We start from the raw sequence: 16,998 nt of genomic DNA on the forward strand, positions 1-16,998 counted from the left end.
ATGGTAATCTTCCTTTATAAACCTGTCGCACAAATGCGAACCTAAAAACCCGGCTGCTCCGGTTATTAATATCCGTTTACGGTTTGCCATTTTTAATTGTTTTTCTTTCAGTACGGTGATAATAAAATCCGCATCTGGCTATTTTATGCTGGCTGTAAATTTACGTCTGTCAAAAGTAATCTTATTTTTTAAATAACATTTTTATATCCTTAAAGCTGGGATGCCGTAAACCATCAATTCAGCTAAACATTTGCAGCATATGGGCGGGCCATAGTTATTTATTGTAATTATTGTTATTACTTTTATGCCCGGCTAAGATAATCATTCATACTTAAATTGATGTTTTTATATAACATTGGGATCAAATTATATTACTTCGCCATATGGCTCGCGTCGTTTTTTAATGCAAAGGCAAACTTGTGGATAAAAGGTCGAAAACAACAAAACTTTGGGCATTTTAACGGTAGTATCTGGTTTCATTTTGCTTCACTTGGCGAGTTTGAACAAGGCAGGCCAATTTTAGAAGCCATGCGGGAGCGGCATCCTGATAAAAAGACCGTAATTACTTTTTTTTCACCATCGGGTTACGAGATCAGGAAGAACACCCCTCTTGCTGATGCTGTTTATTATCTGCCTTTGGATACCCCAAAAAACGCACTCCATTTTATTGATCATATAAAACCTGATGTAGCCATATTTACCAAGTACGAGTACTGGTACCATTATTTTAATGAGCTTAACAGGCAGGACATCCCTCTGTATATAATTTCGGGTATTTTTAGGCCCGGACAAGTGTTTTTTAAATGGTATGGAGGCCTGCACCGTAAAATTTTAACCTTTGTAACTTATTTTTTTTTACAGGACCAACAATCAAAACAATTGCTTGATAACATTGGCCTTACCAACGTAACCATAAGCGGTGATACTCGTTTTGACAGGGTTTGGGCCAATGTACAGCAGCCAAAGCCGGTATTATTAGTAAACGAATTTAAAAACGGGCAAAAAATATTTATAGCCGGCAGTACCTGGCCCGAAGATGAAAAGCTGCTGGCAACATTACCAGCTTTATATCCCGGGTGGAAATTTATTTTTGCACCGCATGAAATAAGCGCGGAAAAAATTAATAAGCTTATGGAGCTTTTGCCTAAGGGGTCAGCAATAAGGTATTCAGAATTGGAAGATAATTCAAAGTTCGAAATTCAAAATTCAAAAGAAGACTTACTTAAAACGCATAACTCACCACTCAAAACGCTTATTATTGATAATATCGGTATGCTGTCGTCATTGTATGCTTATGGTGATATCGCTTATATAGGCGGTGGTTTTGGGGTAGGTATCCACAACACGCTCGAGGCAGCGGCCTTTGGTTTGCCTGTAATTTTTGGTCCCAATTATTTAAAATTTAATGAAGCCCGCGAACTGATAGCCCTAAAGGCAGGCTTCAGTATTGGTAATGAAACCCAGCTAAAGGGGATAACGGATACTTTGATTACCGATGAGGCTTTTTATAATGTTACCAGTAAAAAGATACTCCAGTATGTGCAGGAACATACCGGGGCAACACAAATGATCATGGCGCATATAAGCCCCCTAACCCCCTAAAGAGGTAACTCCTCTCTAAATTTTGCATATTTGCACATCGAAAATTCCCCCCTTTAGGGGGTTAGGGGGCTATTAATGGGTTTTTTACATCTGCCCGGTTTGGGTAAAGCGCATTTTCATGAATATGGTTCGGGCCAAAAACCGTTGCTGGCCTTTCATGGCTATGGGATGACGGGTAAGCAGTTTCACGTACTCGAAAAATCAATATTACCTAAATATCACATTTACGGTTTTGATCATTTTTTTCATGGCGGCAGCAAACTTGAAGGATGGACCGAAGAACAGATCATAGCAGGCATGCCTAAAAATATGGTGCATAGTTATATGCAGGAGTGGTTCAAGATTTATGGCGAACAACGGTTTTCAGTTATGGGTTACTCCATTGGCGCAAACTTGGCCCTGATACTGGTAGAAGAGTATGCACACCTCATTGACGATATTATATTAATGGCTCCCGACGGACTTTCGGTATACAAGGGCTTTCATTTTTTGCTGCATAACCCAATCGGCAAATTGCTGTTTCGCAAGGTTACCAAAAGTAAATGGCTGGCACCATTTGTACTTAAAAGCGTAAATAAAACAGGTATAATTGACGATAACCTGTACCAGATAGCCTATAACGAAATAGATACCGAGCAAAAGCGACTGGATACTTATTATACACTAAATTTGATACGGCTACTGAAGCCTAATGTGGAAAAGGTTGCCTCGCTGATAAACCAATATAAAATTAATTGCTTGCTAATATTTGGGAAAAATGATCAGTTGTTCCCTAAATCGGCAGCTATGCCTTTTATTGGTATGTTGGATAATGCCGAAGTGCATGAGCTGGCCCTTGGGCACTGGCTGGTAATTAAGGCACTGGATGAATATTTAGTACGATAGATTTATGTTGCCATCACGCAGAAATGATACTTTTAGTAAATGGTTCTTCCGCTTTATGCGCCGGTGGATGGGGCGTAAATTTAAGGAAGTAAATGTTTTGCCGTTTGAGCCGCGGGCGGGGCATTCCATATTGCTGCTTACCAATCATTTTAGCTGGTGGGATGGTTTTTTTGCAAACTATGCCGCTTTCACTAATTTAAAGCGCCGCCTTTTTATTATGATGCAGTATGATCATTTTGTGAATCACTGGTACTTTAAATACTGGGGTGCGTTCTCCATGAAAAAAGGGTCGCGTGATATGCTGGAATCTTTGGCCTATTCGGCCGAATTATTGAATGATCCGCGAAACCTGGTCACCATATTTCCGCAAGGCGAACTTTGTTCCAACCACATCACGTACATTCACGTTGAAAAAGGTATTGAACGGCTCATTAAACAGATCAAAGGCCCCTGTCAGATAGTTTATCAGTGTACACTGATTGATTATTTTGAGGGACTGAAACCCCGGGCCTATATTCATCAGTTTGATTGCGGTGTAGCAGGCAAAGTACCATTTGAAGAGTTGAAACTACGCATCAACGATTTTCATCAGCAGGCGTTAAAAAACCAGGTTAATATACCTCACTGATTTAAATTAAAGTTTCAATCAGTATCTTGCAGCACATGATACATCCGCAAAAAAACAGTTTGATACATTGGTTTTTTCATCATTATATCCTGTGGATAGTGGGGCGTAATTTTCATGAGGTTAAGTTTGATCGTGCAGTTGTTGCTCAGGATAGGGCCATTTTATTGCTGGCTAATCACTTTAGCTGGTGGGATGGTTTTTTGATGTATTATTTAAACCATAAACTGCTGGGCAAAAAATTTCATGTCATGATATTGGAAAATACCGCACGCCAGATATCTTTTTTTAAATATATGGGCGCATTCTCGGTGAATAAAAACTCCAGGGATATGATGGCTTCGCTTGATTATGCTGCAGGGTTATTAAACGATCCGCAAAACATGCTGCTTATTTTCCCTCAAGGTAAACTTTATTCAAACTTTACAGATAAAATGGTTTTTCAAAAAGGCTTAATGAAAATTATGAGCGGAGTTCAAAATAATTTCCAGTTAATGTTTGCTGCAACATTTATTGAACATTTTAAATATAAAAAACCCAGTGTTAACGTTTATTTGAAAACTTTAAGCGAAAGTTTAACTTATAAAGATATAGACGAGCTGGCAACAGCCTATCAGCAACATTATGATTCAGCAAAACAGCTGCAAACCCAAATAGTATTATAAAAAGTGATCATTGCCATATTAATCACCCTTTTTTTTATCATCCTGCGTTTTACGGTTACCCTGTTCAATTTTATATCGAACCCTAAATTACACCGGGTTGGCAAGCAGTATAACGATAGGGTGTCTGTGTTGGTCCCGGCCCGCAATGAAGCGGATAATATATTAACGCTGCTCCGCTCCATTCATAAGCAGGATTATATGAATTATGAAGTGATCATATTAGATGATGAATCGACAGATGATACCTATGCGGTTTGTTCGGCATTTGCAGCAAACCATCCAGGTTTTAAGGTAGTAAAAGGGGCCAAATTGCCCGATGGATGGATAGGTAAAAATTATGCATGTCATCAGCTGGCTCAACATGCCGATGGAAAATATCTGCTTTTTTTGGATGCCGATGAAGAGGTAAAACCGGGTTTGATCAATAGCTCGGTACACCGGATGCATTTGCACCAGCTGGGTTTATTAAGCCTGTTCACCAACCAGCAAATGGAAACCCCCGGCGAGAAGGCAGTAGTACCCCTGATGCATTTTATATTATTAAACCTGCTGCCCGTACGATTAATTTACCTGGTAAAAAACGCCACCGTTGCAGCTGCAAGTGGCCAGTTCATGTTGTTTGATGCGGCCATTTATCATCAGCACCAATGGCATAATGCGGTTAAAAACAAGGTGGTTGAGGATGTTGAGATCATGCGGCTAATAAAAGCAGAGGCTTATAACGGCGAGGCGCTGCTGGCCAACGGGATGATAAGTTGCCGCATGTATAAAAGTTATGACGAAGCTATAAACGGTTTTGGTAAAAACTTTTTGGCAGCATTTAATTATAGTATCATTGGTTTTTTAATTTACATAGTGCTGGTTATAGGTGGCCCCATGATCGTGATCATGACCCTTAACCTGCCCCTGATATTTTTTATGCTGGGTTTAATTATGCTCACCCGTACCATGATCTCGCTATTGTCAGACCAAAGCGCTGTAAGCAACATTATTATGCATCCCCTGCAAATGTTAAACATGCTGCTTATAGCGGTTATATCCATACAAAAATACCTCACCAAAACAACGGTATGGAAAGGGCGCAAAATTTGAAAAAGCTGTTTCCAGTTACCATGAAACCTGTCCATCGTATAGCCATTATCATTATTGTGCTGTTTCATGTTGTTGGCTTTGTTGGTTTTGTTACTCCTTACTTTGATGTGCTGTTTTTAAAAATAGTACCCTGGCATTTGTTACTCATGGTGGGTGTAGTGCTATATACCCATGACCGATTCAACGGCAAATTTTTGCTTTTTGCTTTGCTAATCTTTACTATGGGTTTTATGGCCGAATTTACGGGAGTACATACCAGCTGGCTATTCGGCAGTTACGTTTATGGGGAAACATTGGGCATTAAATTGTTTAGTATACCCCTGATGATAGGTGTGAACTGGTTTTTACTAATCTACTCGACCGGTGTATTTATGCAGCGGAGCAGGATTAAGAACACGTTGTTTCGGATAATAGGGGGAGCTGTAATACTGGTACTGCTCGATCTGCTGATTGAGCCCATTGCCACTCAATTTGATTACTGGCATTGGACAAGTAACAACATCCCCATTAAAAATTATATCTGCTGGTTCATGCTTAGTGCGCTGATGCTTTTTGTTTTTGAAAAATTTAAATTTAAACAGCAAAGCATGATAGCCTCTGTATTGCTGTTTATGCAGTTTATATTTTTTATGGCATTGGGTACTGTGAATTAAGGGACCTGAAAAAATCAACGAGACCAGGCGCGGCATTCTCATGAACATATTAAAATTTATATAACACGTGAATAATCACACAATCATTGCAATCAAAGGTTATTTTTGCAGTAAATTTGTAACGCAATGGGAGAGTATCAGTTAAAGGTTACTATTGATCAGGATTCGGGCTTTTGCTTTGGGGTGGTATATGCTATTGATATGGCCGAAGAAATACTGGCCGACGAAGGATATCTGTACTGCCTGGGCGATATTGTGCATAATGATGAAGAAGTTGAACGGCTGAAAGCCCGGGGGCTACGCATTATAGAACACAGCGAACTGAAAAACCTTCGTAACGAAAAGGTATTGATCCGTGCACACGGAGAAGCACCCGATACCTATCGCATAGCGTTAGAGAACAATATAACATTGATAGATGCATCGTGCCCTGTGGTTTTAAAACTGCAAAACAGGATAAAAACATCCTACGATGCCAACGAGAAGATACTCATATTTGGTAAGCACGGCCATGCCGAAGTAATTGGGCTGGAAGGGCAAACCAATAACGAAGCCCTGGTTTTCCAGGACATTGCCGAGCTGGATAATGTAAAACTGCCACAAAATATTACGCTGTACACCCAGACCACCAAAAGCATGGAAAAGTTTTATGGTATAAAGGATGAGCTGATAGCACGTGGATATAACCTTAAAGCTAATGATACCATCTGTCGTCAAGTATCAAACCGCGATAAGGACCTGCCTAAGTTTGTGGGTAGGTTTGATAAAATTGTTTTTGTTTCGGGTCGCAAATCATCAAACGGTAAAGTGCTGTTTGAGGTATGCCGCAAACATAACCCCAATACTTATTTCATATCATCGTCAAGCGAACTGGATAAGGCCATGTTTTCGCCAAATGATACCATTGGCATAGCCGGAGCTACATCAACCCCCATGTGGCTGATGCAGGAAGTAAAAGCCGAACTGGAAAAATTTTAACAGCACGCTTTTTGCTGTTATACCACACATGCAAAAAAGCCCTTCAAATACAGGTTTATTTATTGCCCTGCTTGTGCTTGGCTGCTGGGCCGCATCAATTATTTTATTGATGCAATGGCATTTCAGTTTTGCTAATCCCCTGCTTTATGTATTTATTTTGGTGCAGATGCATTTGTACACCGGGTTGTTTATAACCGCTCATGATGCTATGCATGGTACAGTATCACCTAATCGCACTATAAATAACCTTATTGGCTACATTTGTACTTTTCTATATGCTTCGTTCTGGTATCCAAAACTGTATACCAAACACCACCAGCACCATGGTCACGTACATACCAATCAGGATCCTGATTATCATGAAGGTGGTTTCTGGAGCTGGTATGTAAGATTTATTCGTAACTACTTATCCGTTTGGCAAATTGTGGTAATGGCCATTTTGTTTAATATTTTAAAATTATGGATCCCGCAACCTAACCTGATTATGTTTTGGGTGGTGCCATCGCTGTTAAGTACCCTGCAATTGTTTTATTTCGGCACTTATCAACCTCATAAGGGCGAGCATGATAACAGGCATCAATCGCGCAGCCAGTCAAGAAACCACTTACTCGCTTTTTTATCCTGCTATTTTTTTGGATATCATTATGAGCACCATGATTCGCCCGGTACGCCCTGGTGGATGTTGTGGAAAGCCCCCCAACCCCCTAAAGGGGGAGTTTTTTGATTTACAAACGATTAGGTTATGTCTGTTTACTCCGCCTTTAGGGGGTTGGGGGGCATCATTTATTTGTAATTTGTTCCCCCTTTAGGGGTTAGGGGGCATTTATTTTTTATTTTTGCAGCGAAATTAAATTATGGGTAAAAAAGCAGTTTTATTGGTGAATTTGGGTACCCCCGATAGTCCTTCAACGGCAGATGTGCGTACTTATCTGAATGAGTTTTTGATGGATCCGCGGGTAATTGATATTAATCCGATAGGTCGTACCCTTTTAGTACGGGGTCTTATTGTTCCGTTCAGGGCGCCAAAATCGGCCAGATTATATCAGGCTATATGGGACGATAAAACCGGCTCGCCATTAATGCATTACAGCCTTTTACAACAAAAAGCCCTGCAACAGCGACTTGGCGATGATTACATTGTTGAACTGGCCATGCGCTACCAAAACCCAACTATTGAAGCAGCCCTTAATCGGCTTAAAGATGCTTTAGTTGACAGTATACAGGTTATTGCCTTGTTTCCACAATATGCATCGGCCAGTACAGGTTCTGTTTATGACAAGGTGATGGAGCTGCTGTTGCAGTGGCCAACCAAACCCAATATCACGTTTGTTAATTCCTTTCATGATAACGAAGGGATGATAGCGACCTTTGCAAATAACGCAAGTAAATACAACCCCGAAACGTATGACCACGTGCTGTTCAGCTTTCATGGCTTGCCACAAAGGCAATTGATCAAGGCCGATCATACCCATCAGCATTGCTTAAAAGCAAATGACTGCTGCCAGACTATCACCGATGTTAATAAGTTTTGCTATTCGGCACAATCGCACCACACTGCAAAACTGATTGCCGAAAAATTAAATATCCCGAAGGAAAAATATACCATTTGTTTTCAATCGCGCCTGGGTAACGATCCCTGGGTACAGCCGTACACCAGTGAAATTGTAGCCAAACTGGCCAAAGAAGGCAAGAAAAGTCTGCTGGTATTTTGTCCTGCATTTGTAGCTGATTGCCTGGAAACCGTTTACGAAGTAACAACCGAATACGGCGACGAGTTTAAAGCATTAGGCGGCGAAAAGGTTCAGCTCGTGGAAAGCCTTAACGATTCGCCGATATGGATAGATGCGTTGGAGAAAATGGTAAGGGAGAATTAGGATTTATCAGGCACAAAACAATCATGTCATTGCGAGGTACGAAGCAATCTCTATGCTATACAGAGTAACTATAAAGATTTAGACTTCCCATAATTAACCTGCCTGTGTAGAGATTGCTTCGTACCTCGCAATGACGCGTATGAGTTTGATATCTTATTCTTTATCCCTTCAACCCCTCAATTTCCTTCAATGTCTTCGGCAAATATTTACCTAATAAATGACTTCCTGTATCGGTTATTAAAAAGTTATCCTCAATACGCACGCCACCAAAATCGCGGTAGGTGTTCAATACATCGTAATTAATAAAATCGGCATACTTCTTTTCTGCTTGCCAGCGGTCTATCAGCTCGGGGATGATGTAAATACCAGGCTCCACCGTTAGTACATAACCGGCCTCAAGCTCGCGGCCTAAACGCAGCGATTTAAGTCCGAATACGGTGTCTTTTTTCAATGTATCTGTATAGCCTACGTATGGTTCGCCCAGGTCTTCCATATCGTGTGTGTCCATGCCCAGCATGTGGCCTAAGCCGCATTGAAAAAACATGGTATGCGCACCAGCGGCCACTGCTTCGGCAGCATCACCTTTCATCAGGTTAACCTGTGTTAGGCCCTCAACCAGTTTTTGACAAGCCGCCAGGTGTATATCTTTATATCTAACGCCTGGTTTTAACATGCTGATAGCATGATTCATCGAGGTTAGTACTACTTCATACAATTCCTTTTGGCGGTTAGTAAAACTACGGCCAACCGGACATGTGCGGGTAAGGTCGCCGCCATAATGCATAGCATTTTCGGCGCCAATATCACATAGTAACATTTGACCATCTTGCAGTGTATGCCCGTAGTAATGCGTGTGCAGCGTTTCGCCGTGCGGAGTTATAATAGCAGGATAGCCCAAACGTGCATCAGCGGCTATGGCCATTTCATGTGCTTTAGCCACCAGCTCATAGGATTTAATTCCCGGCCGGGTGTTTTTTATTACCGCCAGTTGCATATCTACACTAATGGAAACGGCTTTTTCCATTTCCTGAACCTCCAGCGGCGATTTTATTACCCGCTGTGCAATAACTGCTTTAATGAGTTTGATGGATACATGATCGGCAACATCCTGCAGACTTACGTTAAGCCAGTTAGCCAGTTTAATTTTATTTTCGGGACGATAAGGTGGTAAAATATGTACCCGCCTACCCGATGTTATGGCTTTGTGCACATAATGCATTACCTGATCATAAGGTTTGGTTTGGGTAACCCCAACCAGGGCAGCCATTTCATGAACCGACGGCAGGGTGCCTGTCCAGATGATATCATCAATGCTTAGCTCATTACCGAAGATCACTTCTTCGCCGGTATCAGTATCAATTACCGCGGCCAATGCTTGCACATCAAGCCCGAAGTAATAAAGGAAGCTGCTGTCCTGCCTGAAGGGGTAGCAATTGTCTTTATAATTCATGCTGCTATCCTCGTTACCCAGTAACAGGATAATGCCGTCTGAACCAATATTTTGCTTTAATATATGCCGGCGGTCGGTGTAAACCTGCCTGTCAAAAAGTTGTAGATCCATAGTTCCCCCCAACCCCCTAAAGGGAGTGTTTAAGATAAAAGTTGAAGGGATAAAGTTAAAAGCTTTTTATTTTATAATGTAATTAGGGAGTAAGGTTTTAATGCCTTTTTCATTATGTATTCTATTTTAGCAATTTGCTCCCCCTTTAGGGGGCTGGGGGTACTCGCTCACAATTTTAGCCGAAAGCAAACAAAGAGGGATGCCACCCCCGGGGTGCACGCTGCCACCGCAAAAGTAAAGGTTTTTAATTTTTGATGACCGGTTGGCATGTCTTAAAAACGCTGCAAACTGGCTATTGGAACTGGTGCCATAAAGCGAACCCTGGTAGGAGGATGTTTTACTTTCGATACTGCGCGGATCGAGTATACTTTCGCATACAATAAATTTACTAATGTCAAAATCCAGTATGCGGGTAAGTTTTTTCAATATGTTTTCGCGGGCGGCAGCAATCAGTTTATCCCAATCCTGCCCAGTATTGGCGGGTACATTGATCATAGTAAACCAGTTTTCGCAACCTTCAGGTGCATCATCGGGCTTATATTTTGAGCTGATGTTGAGGTAAATGGTGGGGTCCTGAAATACATTCTTGTCTATCCAGATGTGATCAAACTCCGCTTTATAATTGGTACTGAAAAAAATATTATGCAGCCCAAGTTCCAGTGATTCTTTTTTGATACCCCAATAAAATATCAATGCCGAACTGCTGCGCTCCTGGCTCAGTATTTTTTTAGGGAATAAATGCAGGTGTTGCGTTAATAATTTATGATAGGTAAACCACACATCCATATTGGATACTACCACATCACCAGCTATCTCATCGTCCTTAACCTTTATACCTGTTGCCAACCCATCTTTTAAAATGATTTCATCCACTGGCGAACCATAATGAAATTTGACCCCTAATGATTCTGCCAATCCTACCAGGCAGGTAATGATGCTATACATGCCTCCCTCCGGAAAAAAAACGCCGTATTGCTGCTCCAGATGTGGTATTACGTTAAGTGTAGCCGGGGAAGTATAAGGGTTTGAGCCATTATACGTGGCATAACGATCATAAAACTGTACCATACGGTCATCCTTAAAAAAACCTTCATTAGCCTTATGCATGGTCCGGAATGCATCAATTTGCGGAAACCTGAAAATTGATCTCACTGCATCCCTGTTTAAGTAAGTTTTTAGCAGGTGCAATGACCTTTCTAAAAAAATATGGTTGGTGATATTATAAATATTACTGCTGTTGGCCTGGTGTTTTTTAACTGCTTCAACAGGTTCACCGGTAGTTTTATTAACTTCAGCTGCAAATTTATCAGTATTAGCATAAGCTGTTAATTTGGTACCATCCTCGTAAAAATACCGGCAAGCTACATCCAGCTTTTGGTATTTAAAAAAATCAGCTGGGTTTTTACCGGCAAGCGTAAATAGTTCATCTACATATTGCGGCATGGTAAATAAACTGGGCCCGGCATCAAAGCGGAAACCCTCCTGCTCAAATTGAGATAACTTACCGCCAGGATAATTATTGGCTTCAAAAACTGCAACCTGATAACCCTTTACGGCCAAACGGATAGCTGTGGCAATTCCGGCAATTCCGGCGCCAATGATCAGGGCTTTTTTAACAGGCATGGGGTAAAGATAATTGCTCCATAACAAAAAAGTACAATCATTTACGATTGTACTTTTTTGTTATACTCTCCGAAATAGAAGCTTTACTATGCACCATGATGTACACCTTCGCCAATTTCTTCAATAACCTTACGATTAAATGCATCAAGATCGGCTGGTCGGCGACTGGTTACCAAACCTTGATCAACGACTACTTCCTCGTCAACCCAATTGGCGCCGGCGTTTTTAAGATCGGTTTGCAGGGATGGGTATGATGTTAGTCTGCGGCCTCTGATCAATCCGGTTTCTATCAATAATTGTGGTCCGTGGCATATGGCGGCTACAGGTTTGCCTTCATCTAAAAATGCTGATGTAAAGGCAACTGCATCCTTATTTTGCCTTAATTTATCGGGATTTAATACACCGCCGGGCAATACCAATGCGTCATAATCATCCGGACTAACTTCACTTAACTGCTGTCGACATTAATTTCAATGCCCCAGTTAGTTTTATCCCATGCTTTGATAGTGCCGCTTTTGGGCGATATTACATGGACTGTTGCGCCGGCTGCTTCCAGCGCTGCTTTAGGGCTTGTTAACTCTACCTGTTCAAATCCTTCTTCGGTAAGGATTGCTACTTTTCTGCTACTTAAACTTGCCATAATATATAATATTAATTTTAGATTATAAAAATTAAGTATTATATAATTACAGGTGGATTACGGTATGGTTTTAAGTATTTGAAATTAGATATTGATAAAAATATAAACTATTGTTTATCAGTAATATGCCCCAACGCAAAATTGATAAAATTGCTGGTGAGGCCATAATCCTCTGTTCCTTTGCGGCGGATAAAAAAGAAATCGCGGGTGATCTTCAGGCCTTCGATAGGTACCTCGACCAGGTCGCCCTCGGCCAGTTGACGGATGATGGACGGGCGTGGCATAAAGCCCAGGCACTGGTCAGCCAGTAAAAAGTTTTTCAAAGCCTCGGTGCCACCAAGGCGTATTTTTACCGATAGGTCGGCAGGCTTGATATGGAGTGCGGATAGTGATTTTAATACCGCGTTCAATGTTCCTGATCCGCGTTCCCTCACAGCCAGCGGCGTTTTAACCAACTGTTTTAAAGTTAACGAGCGGCCAGCCAAGGGGCTTTTAGCCGAGCATACCGGGATCACTTCATCGCTCATAAAGGGTTTGTATGATACTGTGGTGAGTTTGTTATCCACCTCGATAATGCCGATATCAACCTCATGGTTTAACAGGGCGTTCAGGATATACTCGGAATTACGGTTCACCAGCTGTACATCCACATTGGCATATTCGCGCTGAAAACCGGAAAGTATGGATGGTAAAATATATAGTGCAATGGTGGTACTGGCCCCCAAACGTAAATGCCCCGCCGCCTGCGACAGGTTGCTCAGCACCGAAAGGTCATATTCTATCTTTCGTTCAATTTCGGTGGCTTGCTGCAGGTATTCGTTCAGTTTGTTGCCTGCCTCGGTGAGCAGGATGCTGTTGCCCTTGCGCTCAAACAGGGGCACTTTATACTGATCTTCCAGCGCTTTAATGTGTTTGCTGATAGCCGGTTGCGTTACAAACAATACCTGCGCGGCCTTACTAAAACTAAGGTTGGCAGCAACTTCCATAAAAACACGGTGAGCAAAGGATATCATTTGGCTAAGTTAACTTTTTAACTTTTCAAAAAAACGGCCTGTGAATTTATAGGTGATCAATTTATGGGTCATTTTATGATTATAATCAACAAGCGGTGTATGAATGGTTTGTGTAGACTTATCAAAGTAAATACTTGGGTAAGCTTTCCAGTCAGCTATTGAACTTACATCAAAATCATAGTGCAGCTGGCTGTATACGCCGGTTTGGGTTTTTATAAGCGGCGGATTACCAATGAGTTTTCCTTTTTCAATAGTGAATATTTTTAAACCCTGTCCTGCTTTCATAGGTGAGTAAACGGAATTATATGGGGCTAAATAATAGGTTTTATTGTTGGCGGTGAAAGTATATATTTTTGAATACCAAAGCGGGAGGTTGCCTTTTTTGCCAACAGTATCCATTTTAAGTAATGAAACAGTTTGGTTGTTGGCTTTGTATTGCAGCACATTATAAATATCAAACCCTTTAACACCCAGTTGGGTATTCCATGAATAGGTACGGAACATGCCATCGGCAGAAGTTGCAATAACTAAACGCTCTTTTATTAACGAAGTAAAACTTTGACTGATGGTTGCCGGATATTTGGATGTATAATATTTAAGCTTAAATGCGAAGATCTTGTTTTGCTTTTGCAGCGAATCAATGGCTTTCCATTCCTTTTTGTGCGCACCGTAGTAATTTACTTTTTGAAGTATCCGGAGCAGATCGCTTTCAATTGCCAGCGGGCTATTCTGCGCAAACAAGTGGGCTGAAATTAAACAGCAGCAGAAAACAACTATCAGCTTAATGGTTTTCATAGTTAACATTCGGATATAAAAATAGGGATAATCAAACGATCATCCCTATTAAAATATTATCCGAATTAAATTATTTTACTTATGCTTCAACCGGCTGACCAATTAAATGAGCAGCAGCCAGATATTCAGCAATTTGTACAGCGTTGGTAGCAGCGCCCTTGCGCAGGTTGTCTGATACTATCCAGCAATTCAAAGTATTTGGCTGGGTTTCGTCGCGACGCAGGCGGCCAACAAATACTTCGTCTTTATCGTGCGCATCAAGGGGCATTGGGTATTTCAGGTTGGCAGGATCATCAACCACAACAATACCTGGTGATTTTGCCAATAGCTCCCTTAGTTCGTTCAGGTCAAAATCATTGGCAAACTCTACGTTCACTGATTCTGAGTGACCACCCATAACCGGGATCCGTACGGTTGTAGCGGTTACCTGTATGCTGTCATCGCCCATGATCTTTTTAGTTTCCAGGATCATTTTCATTTCCTCTTTGGTATAACCGTTTTCGGTAAATACGTCAATCTGCGGGATAACATTCAGGTCGATAGTATAAGGATAAACCTTAGGGCCATCAATACCATTACGCTCGTTAAATAACTGGTCAACAGCTTTAACGCCTGTGCCGGTTACCGATTGGTAAGTGGAAACTACCACCCTTTTTATTTTATATTTATCATGCAGCGGTTTTAAGGCCACTACCATTTGTATGGTTGAGCAATTTGGGTTGGCAATGATCTTGTCCTCAGCGGTAAGCACATGGGCATTAACTTCGGGTACAACCAGTTTTTTGGTTGGATCCATGCGCCATGCCGATGAATTATCAATAACAGTTGTGCCTGCTGCCGCGAAAAGTGGAGCTTGCTGTAATGAAGTGCTTCCGCCGGCCGAGAAAATAGCTACGTCCGGCTTCATCTTAATCGCATCCTCAACAGAAACCACCTTAAACTGCTTACCCTTAAAAGTAATTTCTTTACCAATACTTTTCTCTGAAGCTACGGGGATTAATTCTGTAACGGGGAAGTTGCGTTCTTCAAGAACCTGCAACATTTTGGTGCCTACTAATCCTGTAGCACCTACTACTGCGACTTTCATTTTTGTTTAATTGTTATGTATTAAAAACTTAAACCCCAAATATGCGAATTTTTTTACAGTTATTATAGAACTTAGTCTATGTAATTTGTAGTTGATAGGTGAGGTAGTTTTGTTAGATACGATGCAATCTTAGATTAGCATGATGTGAATGCATGTTGCATACCCGCTCCTGGCCGCGGGAGGGCCAGTTACTTTTGTCGCCACAAAAGTAACCAAAAAGGCTTTCAGCAGAAATGCTTCTTTACGCTCAAGGCCTTAGCCCCGCAAATCAGACAGAACCACGGGCTGCTTAATTTTTACTCCACTTCGTTCCCGCTACCCCTGCTTCAGTAAAAATTGCTAATGCCCTTCCCTACACAGAGGCCACGGTGTTCTGTCTGATTTTACCCGAAGCTTATCTGCTGAGGGGAAGAATATTTTACTAATCATTTCCGGAGGGAGAGCAGATTCATTATTCTGTCAATTTTTAAACAGCGAAGCCCTCTTGAACGGGTAAAAATTAACTCGTGAAAAATTCAGAAAATTCTGCTTCAGACAAGTGCAGCTCGCTTCGGACGAAATCAGGCAGAACAATGGTGGCCTTGAGCGTGGTAAAGGGCATAGCAAATATTTGCCGAAGCGGTGGAATTGAGGGAACAAAGTGGGGCAACTTTTTGCAGCCGTGGTTCTGGCTGATTTGCAGGGTAGAGGCCATGTGCGGCAAAGAAGCCTAAAAAGAAAAAGCACTTTTGTTACTTTTGGTGCAGCAAAAGTAAAAGGCAATGGCCAGGAGCGGGTATTGAACTATTCAAAACCACAATTCATTCTTCAATAAACTTAATCAACTACTTCAACAGATTTCGCCCAAATTTTTACCTTTGCCTAAACTCAAAATTTGCATGAGCGAAAAGATTTTAGTGATAGGCGCCAACGGCCAGATCGGTACAGAACTGGTAATGGCCTTGAGAAATATCCACGGTGCCGAAAGCGTAATAGCATCTGACATCAATGATCCGGGTTATGCTATACGCCACAGCGGGCCTTATGAAATTGTTAATGTGCTTGATAAGGATAATCTGCACCACATTTTTGATAAGCACCGCCCTACACAGGTTTACCTGCTGGCAGCCATATTATCGGCCGTAGGCGAACAAAAACCCAAATTGGCCTGGGACCTGAACATGACCGGCCTCATACACATACTTGATTTTGCGGTAGAGTTTAAAACTGCCAAAGTTTTTTGGCCAAGCTCCATAGCGGTATTTGGCCCTAATTCGCCGCAGTATCATACGCCGCAGTATTGCGTAATGGATCCTAATACGGTTTATGGTTTCAGCAAGCTGGCCGGCGAACGCTGGTGCGAGTATTATTTTACTAAATATGGATTAGATGTGCGCAGCATCCGTTACCCCGGCCTTATAGGTTGGCGGGCTAATCCGGGTGGTGGTACTACTGATTATGCGGTGCATATATTTCATGAAGCATTAAAAAAAGGGAACTATCAAAGTTTTCTATCTGCAGACACCGCTTTGCCAATGATGTATATGGATGATGCCATACGGGCCACCATATCGCTGATGGATGCTCCGGCCGATCTGCTGACTATACGGTCATCATACAACCTGGCGGGGATAAGCTTTACGCCTACCCAATTGGCCGATGAAATAAAAAAACTAATCCCTAATTTTGAAATAAGCTACGCAGAAAACGATCCGCGACAGGCCATTGCCGATAGCTGGCCAAAATCAATTGACGACAGTTATGCTCAAAGGGATTGGGGCTGGAAGTTAGAGTATGACCTGGCGACAATGACCAATGATATGCTAACCAATTTAAAAAATGTAATTTAGAGCCCCCGAACCCCCTGAAGGGGGAGCGAGTAGGCTTATGGTATAACAAATAAAATAACTCCTGCTCCCCCTTTAG

Annotated in this window: 18 protein-coding genes; 10 read left to right on the top strand and 8 right to left on the bottom strand. The window is 41.7% G+C overall.

The genetic code is table 11. From position 1 onward, the window contains the following. Positions 1-90: NAD-dependent epimerase/dehydratase family protein (locus M2273_RS30200; RefSeq protein WP_429402139.1), on the bottom strand; the 90-nt coding region annotated here is incomplete at its 3' end. A 249-nt stretch (positions 91-339) separates the two neighbouring features. Here M2273_RS30200 and M2273_RS30205 point away from each other — a divergent pair. From M2273_RS30205 to hemH, 9 genes are all read left to right on the top strand, one after another. After that, positions 340-1,602 carry a 3-deoxy-D-manno-octulosonic acid transferase gene (locus M2273_RS30205; RefSeq protein WP_429402039.1) on the top strand — a complete coding sequence of 421 codons (1,263 nt, stop codon included), beginning with the start codon at positions 340-342 and terminating at the stop codon, positions 1,600-1,602. Positions 1,603-1,677: 75 nt separating this feature from the next. Further along, positions 1,678-2,487 carry an alpha/beta fold hydrolase gene (locus tag M2273_RS30210; protein WP_429402040.1) on the top strand — a complete coding sequence of 270 codons (810 nt, stop codon included), beginning with the start codon at positions 1,678-1,680 and terminating at the stop codon, positions 2,485-2,487. A gap of 4 nt (positions 2,488-2,491) precedes the next feature. Next, positions 2,492-3,115, top strand: coding sequence for a lysophospholipid acyltransferase family protein (locus tag M2273_RS30215; RefSeq protein ID WP_429402042.1), 624 nt, complete (start codon positions 2,492-2,494; stop codon positions 3,113-3,115). A 35-nt stretch (positions 3,116-3,150) separates the two neighbouring features. Further along, entirely contained in the window at positions 3,151-3,777 is a 627-nt protein-coding gene (locus M2273_RS30220) for a 1-acyl-sn-glycerol-3-phosphate acyltransferase (protein WP_429402044.1), read from the top strand. A gap of 3 nt (positions 3,778-3,780) precedes the next feature. Then, positions 3,781-4,869 (top strand): glycosyltransferase, encoded by a 1,089-nt coding sequence (locus tag M2273_RS30225; RefSeq protein WP_429402046.1) that lies wholly within the window; start codon positions 3,781-3,783, stop codon positions 4,867-4,869. Further along, positions 4,848-5,522 carry a carotenoid biosynthesis protein gene (locus M2273_RS30230; protein ID WP_429402048.1) on the top strand — a complete coding sequence of 225 codons (675 nt, stop codon included), beginning with the start codon at positions 4,848-4,850 and terminating at the stop codon, positions 5,520-5,522. Before M2273_RS30225 ends, M2273_RS30230 begins: the two co-directional genes overlap by 22 nt. A 126-nt stretch (positions 5,523-5,648) precedes the next feature. Continuing rightward, positions 5,649-6,500 (top strand): 4-hydroxy-3-methylbut-2-enyl diphosphate reductase, encoded by an 852-nt coding sequence (locus M2273_RS30235; RefSeq protein WP_429402050.1) that lies wholly within the window; start codon positions 5,649-5,651, stop codon positions 6,498-6,500. A 28-nt stretch (positions 6,501-6,528) separates the two neighbouring features. Continuing rightward, positions 6,529-7,224, top strand: coding sequence for a fatty acid desaturase (locus tag M2273_RS30240; RefSeq protein ID WP_429402052.1), 696 nt, complete (start codon positions 6,529-6,531; stop codon positions 7,222-7,224). A gap of 130 nt (positions 7,225-7,354) precedes the next feature. Further along, positions 7,355-8,374, top strand: coding sequence for a ferrochelatase (gene hemH, locus M2273_RS30245; protein ID WP_429402053.1), 1,020 nt, complete (start codon positions 7,355-7,357; stop codon positions 8,372-8,374). 160 nt (positions 8,375-8,534) lie between these two features. On the opposite strand, the gene M2273_RS30250 is transcribed toward hemH, so the two are convergent. From M2273_RS30250 to M2273_RS30280, 7 genes are all read right to left on the bottom strand, one after another. Next, complete coding sequence (locus tag M2273_RS30250) at positions 8,535-9,935, bottom strand: aminopeptidase P family protein (RefSeq protein ID WP_429402055.1); 1,401 nt, start codon at positions 9,933-9,935, stop codon at positions 8,535-8,537. Positions 9,936-10,061: 126 nt separating this feature from the next. Next, complete coding sequence (gene crtD, locus M2273_RS30255) at positions 10,062-11,558, bottom strand: 1-hydroxycarotenoid 3,4-desaturase CrtD (protein WP_429402057.1); 1,497 nt, start codon at positions 11,556-11,558, stop codon at positions 10,062-10,064. An 86-nt stretch (positions 11,559-11,644) separates the two neighbouring features. Continuing rightward, on the bottom strand, positions 11,645-11,971 hold the full coding sequence (locus M2273_RS30260) for a DJ-1/PfpI family protein (RefSeq protein ID WP_429402059.1): 327 nt from the start codon (positions 11,969-11,971) through the stop codon (positions 11,645-11,647). Positions 11,972-12,006: 35 nt separating this feature from the next. Next, on the bottom strand, positions 12,007-12,198 hold the full coding sequence (locus M2273_RS30265; RefSeq protein WP_429402061.1) for a DJ-1/PfpI family protein: 192 nt from the start codon (positions 12,196-12,198) through the stop codon (positions 12,007-12,009). Between the two features lie 107 nt (positions 12,199-12,305). Further along, positions 12,306-13,211 (bottom strand): LysR substrate-binding domain-containing protein, encoded by a 906-nt coding sequence (locus tag M2273_RS30270; protein WP_429402063.1) that lies wholly within the window; start codon positions 13,209-13,211, stop codon positions 12,306-12,308. Between the two features lie 9 nt (positions 13,212-13,220). Next, a complete protein-coding gene (locus M2273_RS30275; RefSeq protein WP_429402065.1) occupies positions 13,221-14,006 on the bottom strand; it encodes a hypothetical protein in 786 nt (261 codons plus the stop codon). 79 nt (positions 14,007-14,085) lie between these two features. Beyond that, positions 14,086-15,093 carry an aspartate-semialdehyde dehydrogenase gene (locus M2273_RS30280; RefSeq protein ID WP_429402067.1) on the bottom strand — a complete coding sequence of 336 codons (1,008 nt, stop codon included), beginning with the start codon at positions 15,091-15,093 and terminating at the stop codon, positions 14,086-14,088. A gap of 878 nt (positions 15,094-15,971) precedes the next feature. Here M2273_RS30280 and M2273_RS30285 point away from each other — a divergent pair. Further along, the gene (locus M2273_RS30285) at positions 15,972-16,922 is read left to right on the top strand and encodes an NAD-dependent epimerase/dehydratase family protein (protein ID WP_429402069.1); all 951 of its coding nucleotides are present in this window, start codon (positions 15,972-15,974) and stop codon (positions 16,920-16,922) included. Positions 16,923-16,998 lie beyond the last annotated feature (76 nt).

It is taken from the genome of Mucilaginibacter lappiensis (assembly GCF_050433765.1).
Classification (GTDB): Bacteria; Bacteroidota; Bacteroidia; order Sphingobacteriales; family Sphingobacteriaceae; genus Mucilaginibacter; species Mucilaginibacter lappiensis_A.

Excerpts from the sequence above, each read along its gene's own strand:
- M2273_RS30205 (WP_429402039.1), top strand. The coding sequence starts at position 340 with ATGTTTTTATATAACATTGGGATCAAATTATATTACTTCGCCATATGG.
- M2273_RS30210 (WP_429402040.1), top strand. The coding sequence starts at position 1,678 with ATGGGTTTTTTACATCTGCCCGGTTTGGGTAAAGCGCATTTTCATGAA.
- M2273_RS30215 (WP_429402042.1), top strand. The coding sequence starts at position 2,492 with ATGTTGCCATCACGCAGAAATGATACTTTTAGTAAATGGTTCTTCCGC.
- M2273_RS30220 (WP_429402044.1), top strand. The coding sequence starts at position 3,151 with ATGATACATCCGCAAAAAAACAGTTTGATACATTGGTTTTTTCATCAT.
- M2273_RS30230 (WP_429402048.1), top strand. The coding sequence starts at position 4,848 with ATGGAAAGGGCGCAAAATTTGAAAAAGCTGTTTCCAGTTACCATGAAA.
- M2273_RS30235 (WP_429402050.1), top strand. The coding sequence starts at position 5,649 with ATGGGAGAGTATCAGTTAAAGGTTACTATTGATCAGGATTCGGGCTTT.
- M2273_RS30240 (WP_429402052.1), top strand. The coding sequence starts at position 6,529 with ATGCAAAAAAGCCCTTCAAATACAGGTTTATTTATTGCCCTGCTTGTG.
- hemH (WP_429402053.1), top strand. The coding sequence starts at position 7,355 with ATGGGTAAAAAAGCAGTTTTATTGGTGAATTTGGGTACCCCCGATAGT.
- M2273_RS30250 (WP_429402055.1), bottom strand. The coding sequence starts at position 9,935 with ATGGATCTACAACTTTTTGACAGGCAGGTTTACACCGACCGCCGGCAT.
- crtD (WP_429402057.1), bottom strand. The coding sequence starts at position 11,558 with ATGCCTGTTAAAAAAGCCCTGATCATTGGCGCCGGAATTGCCGGAATT.
- M2273_RS30265 (WP_429402061.1), bottom strand. The coding sequence starts at position 12,198 with ATGGCAAGTTTAAGTAGCAGAAAAGTAGCAATCCTTACCGAAGAAGGA.
- M2273_RS30270 (WP_429402063.1), bottom strand. The coding sequence starts at position 13,211 with ATGATATCCTTTGCTCACCGTGTTTTTATGGAAGTTGCTGCCAACCTT.
- M2273_RS30275 (WP_429402065.1), bottom strand. The coding sequence starts at position 14,006 with ATGAAAACCATTAAGCTGATAGTTGTTTTCTGCTGCTGTTTAATTTCA.
- M2273_RS30280 (WP_429402067.1), bottom strand. The coding sequence starts at position 15,093 with ATGAAAGTCGCAGTAGTAGGTGCTACAGGATTAGTAGGCACCAAAATG.
- M2273_RS30285 (WP_429402069.1), top strand. The coding sequence starts at position 15,972 with ATGAGCGAAAAGATTTTAGTGATAGGCGCCAACGGCCAGATCGGTACA.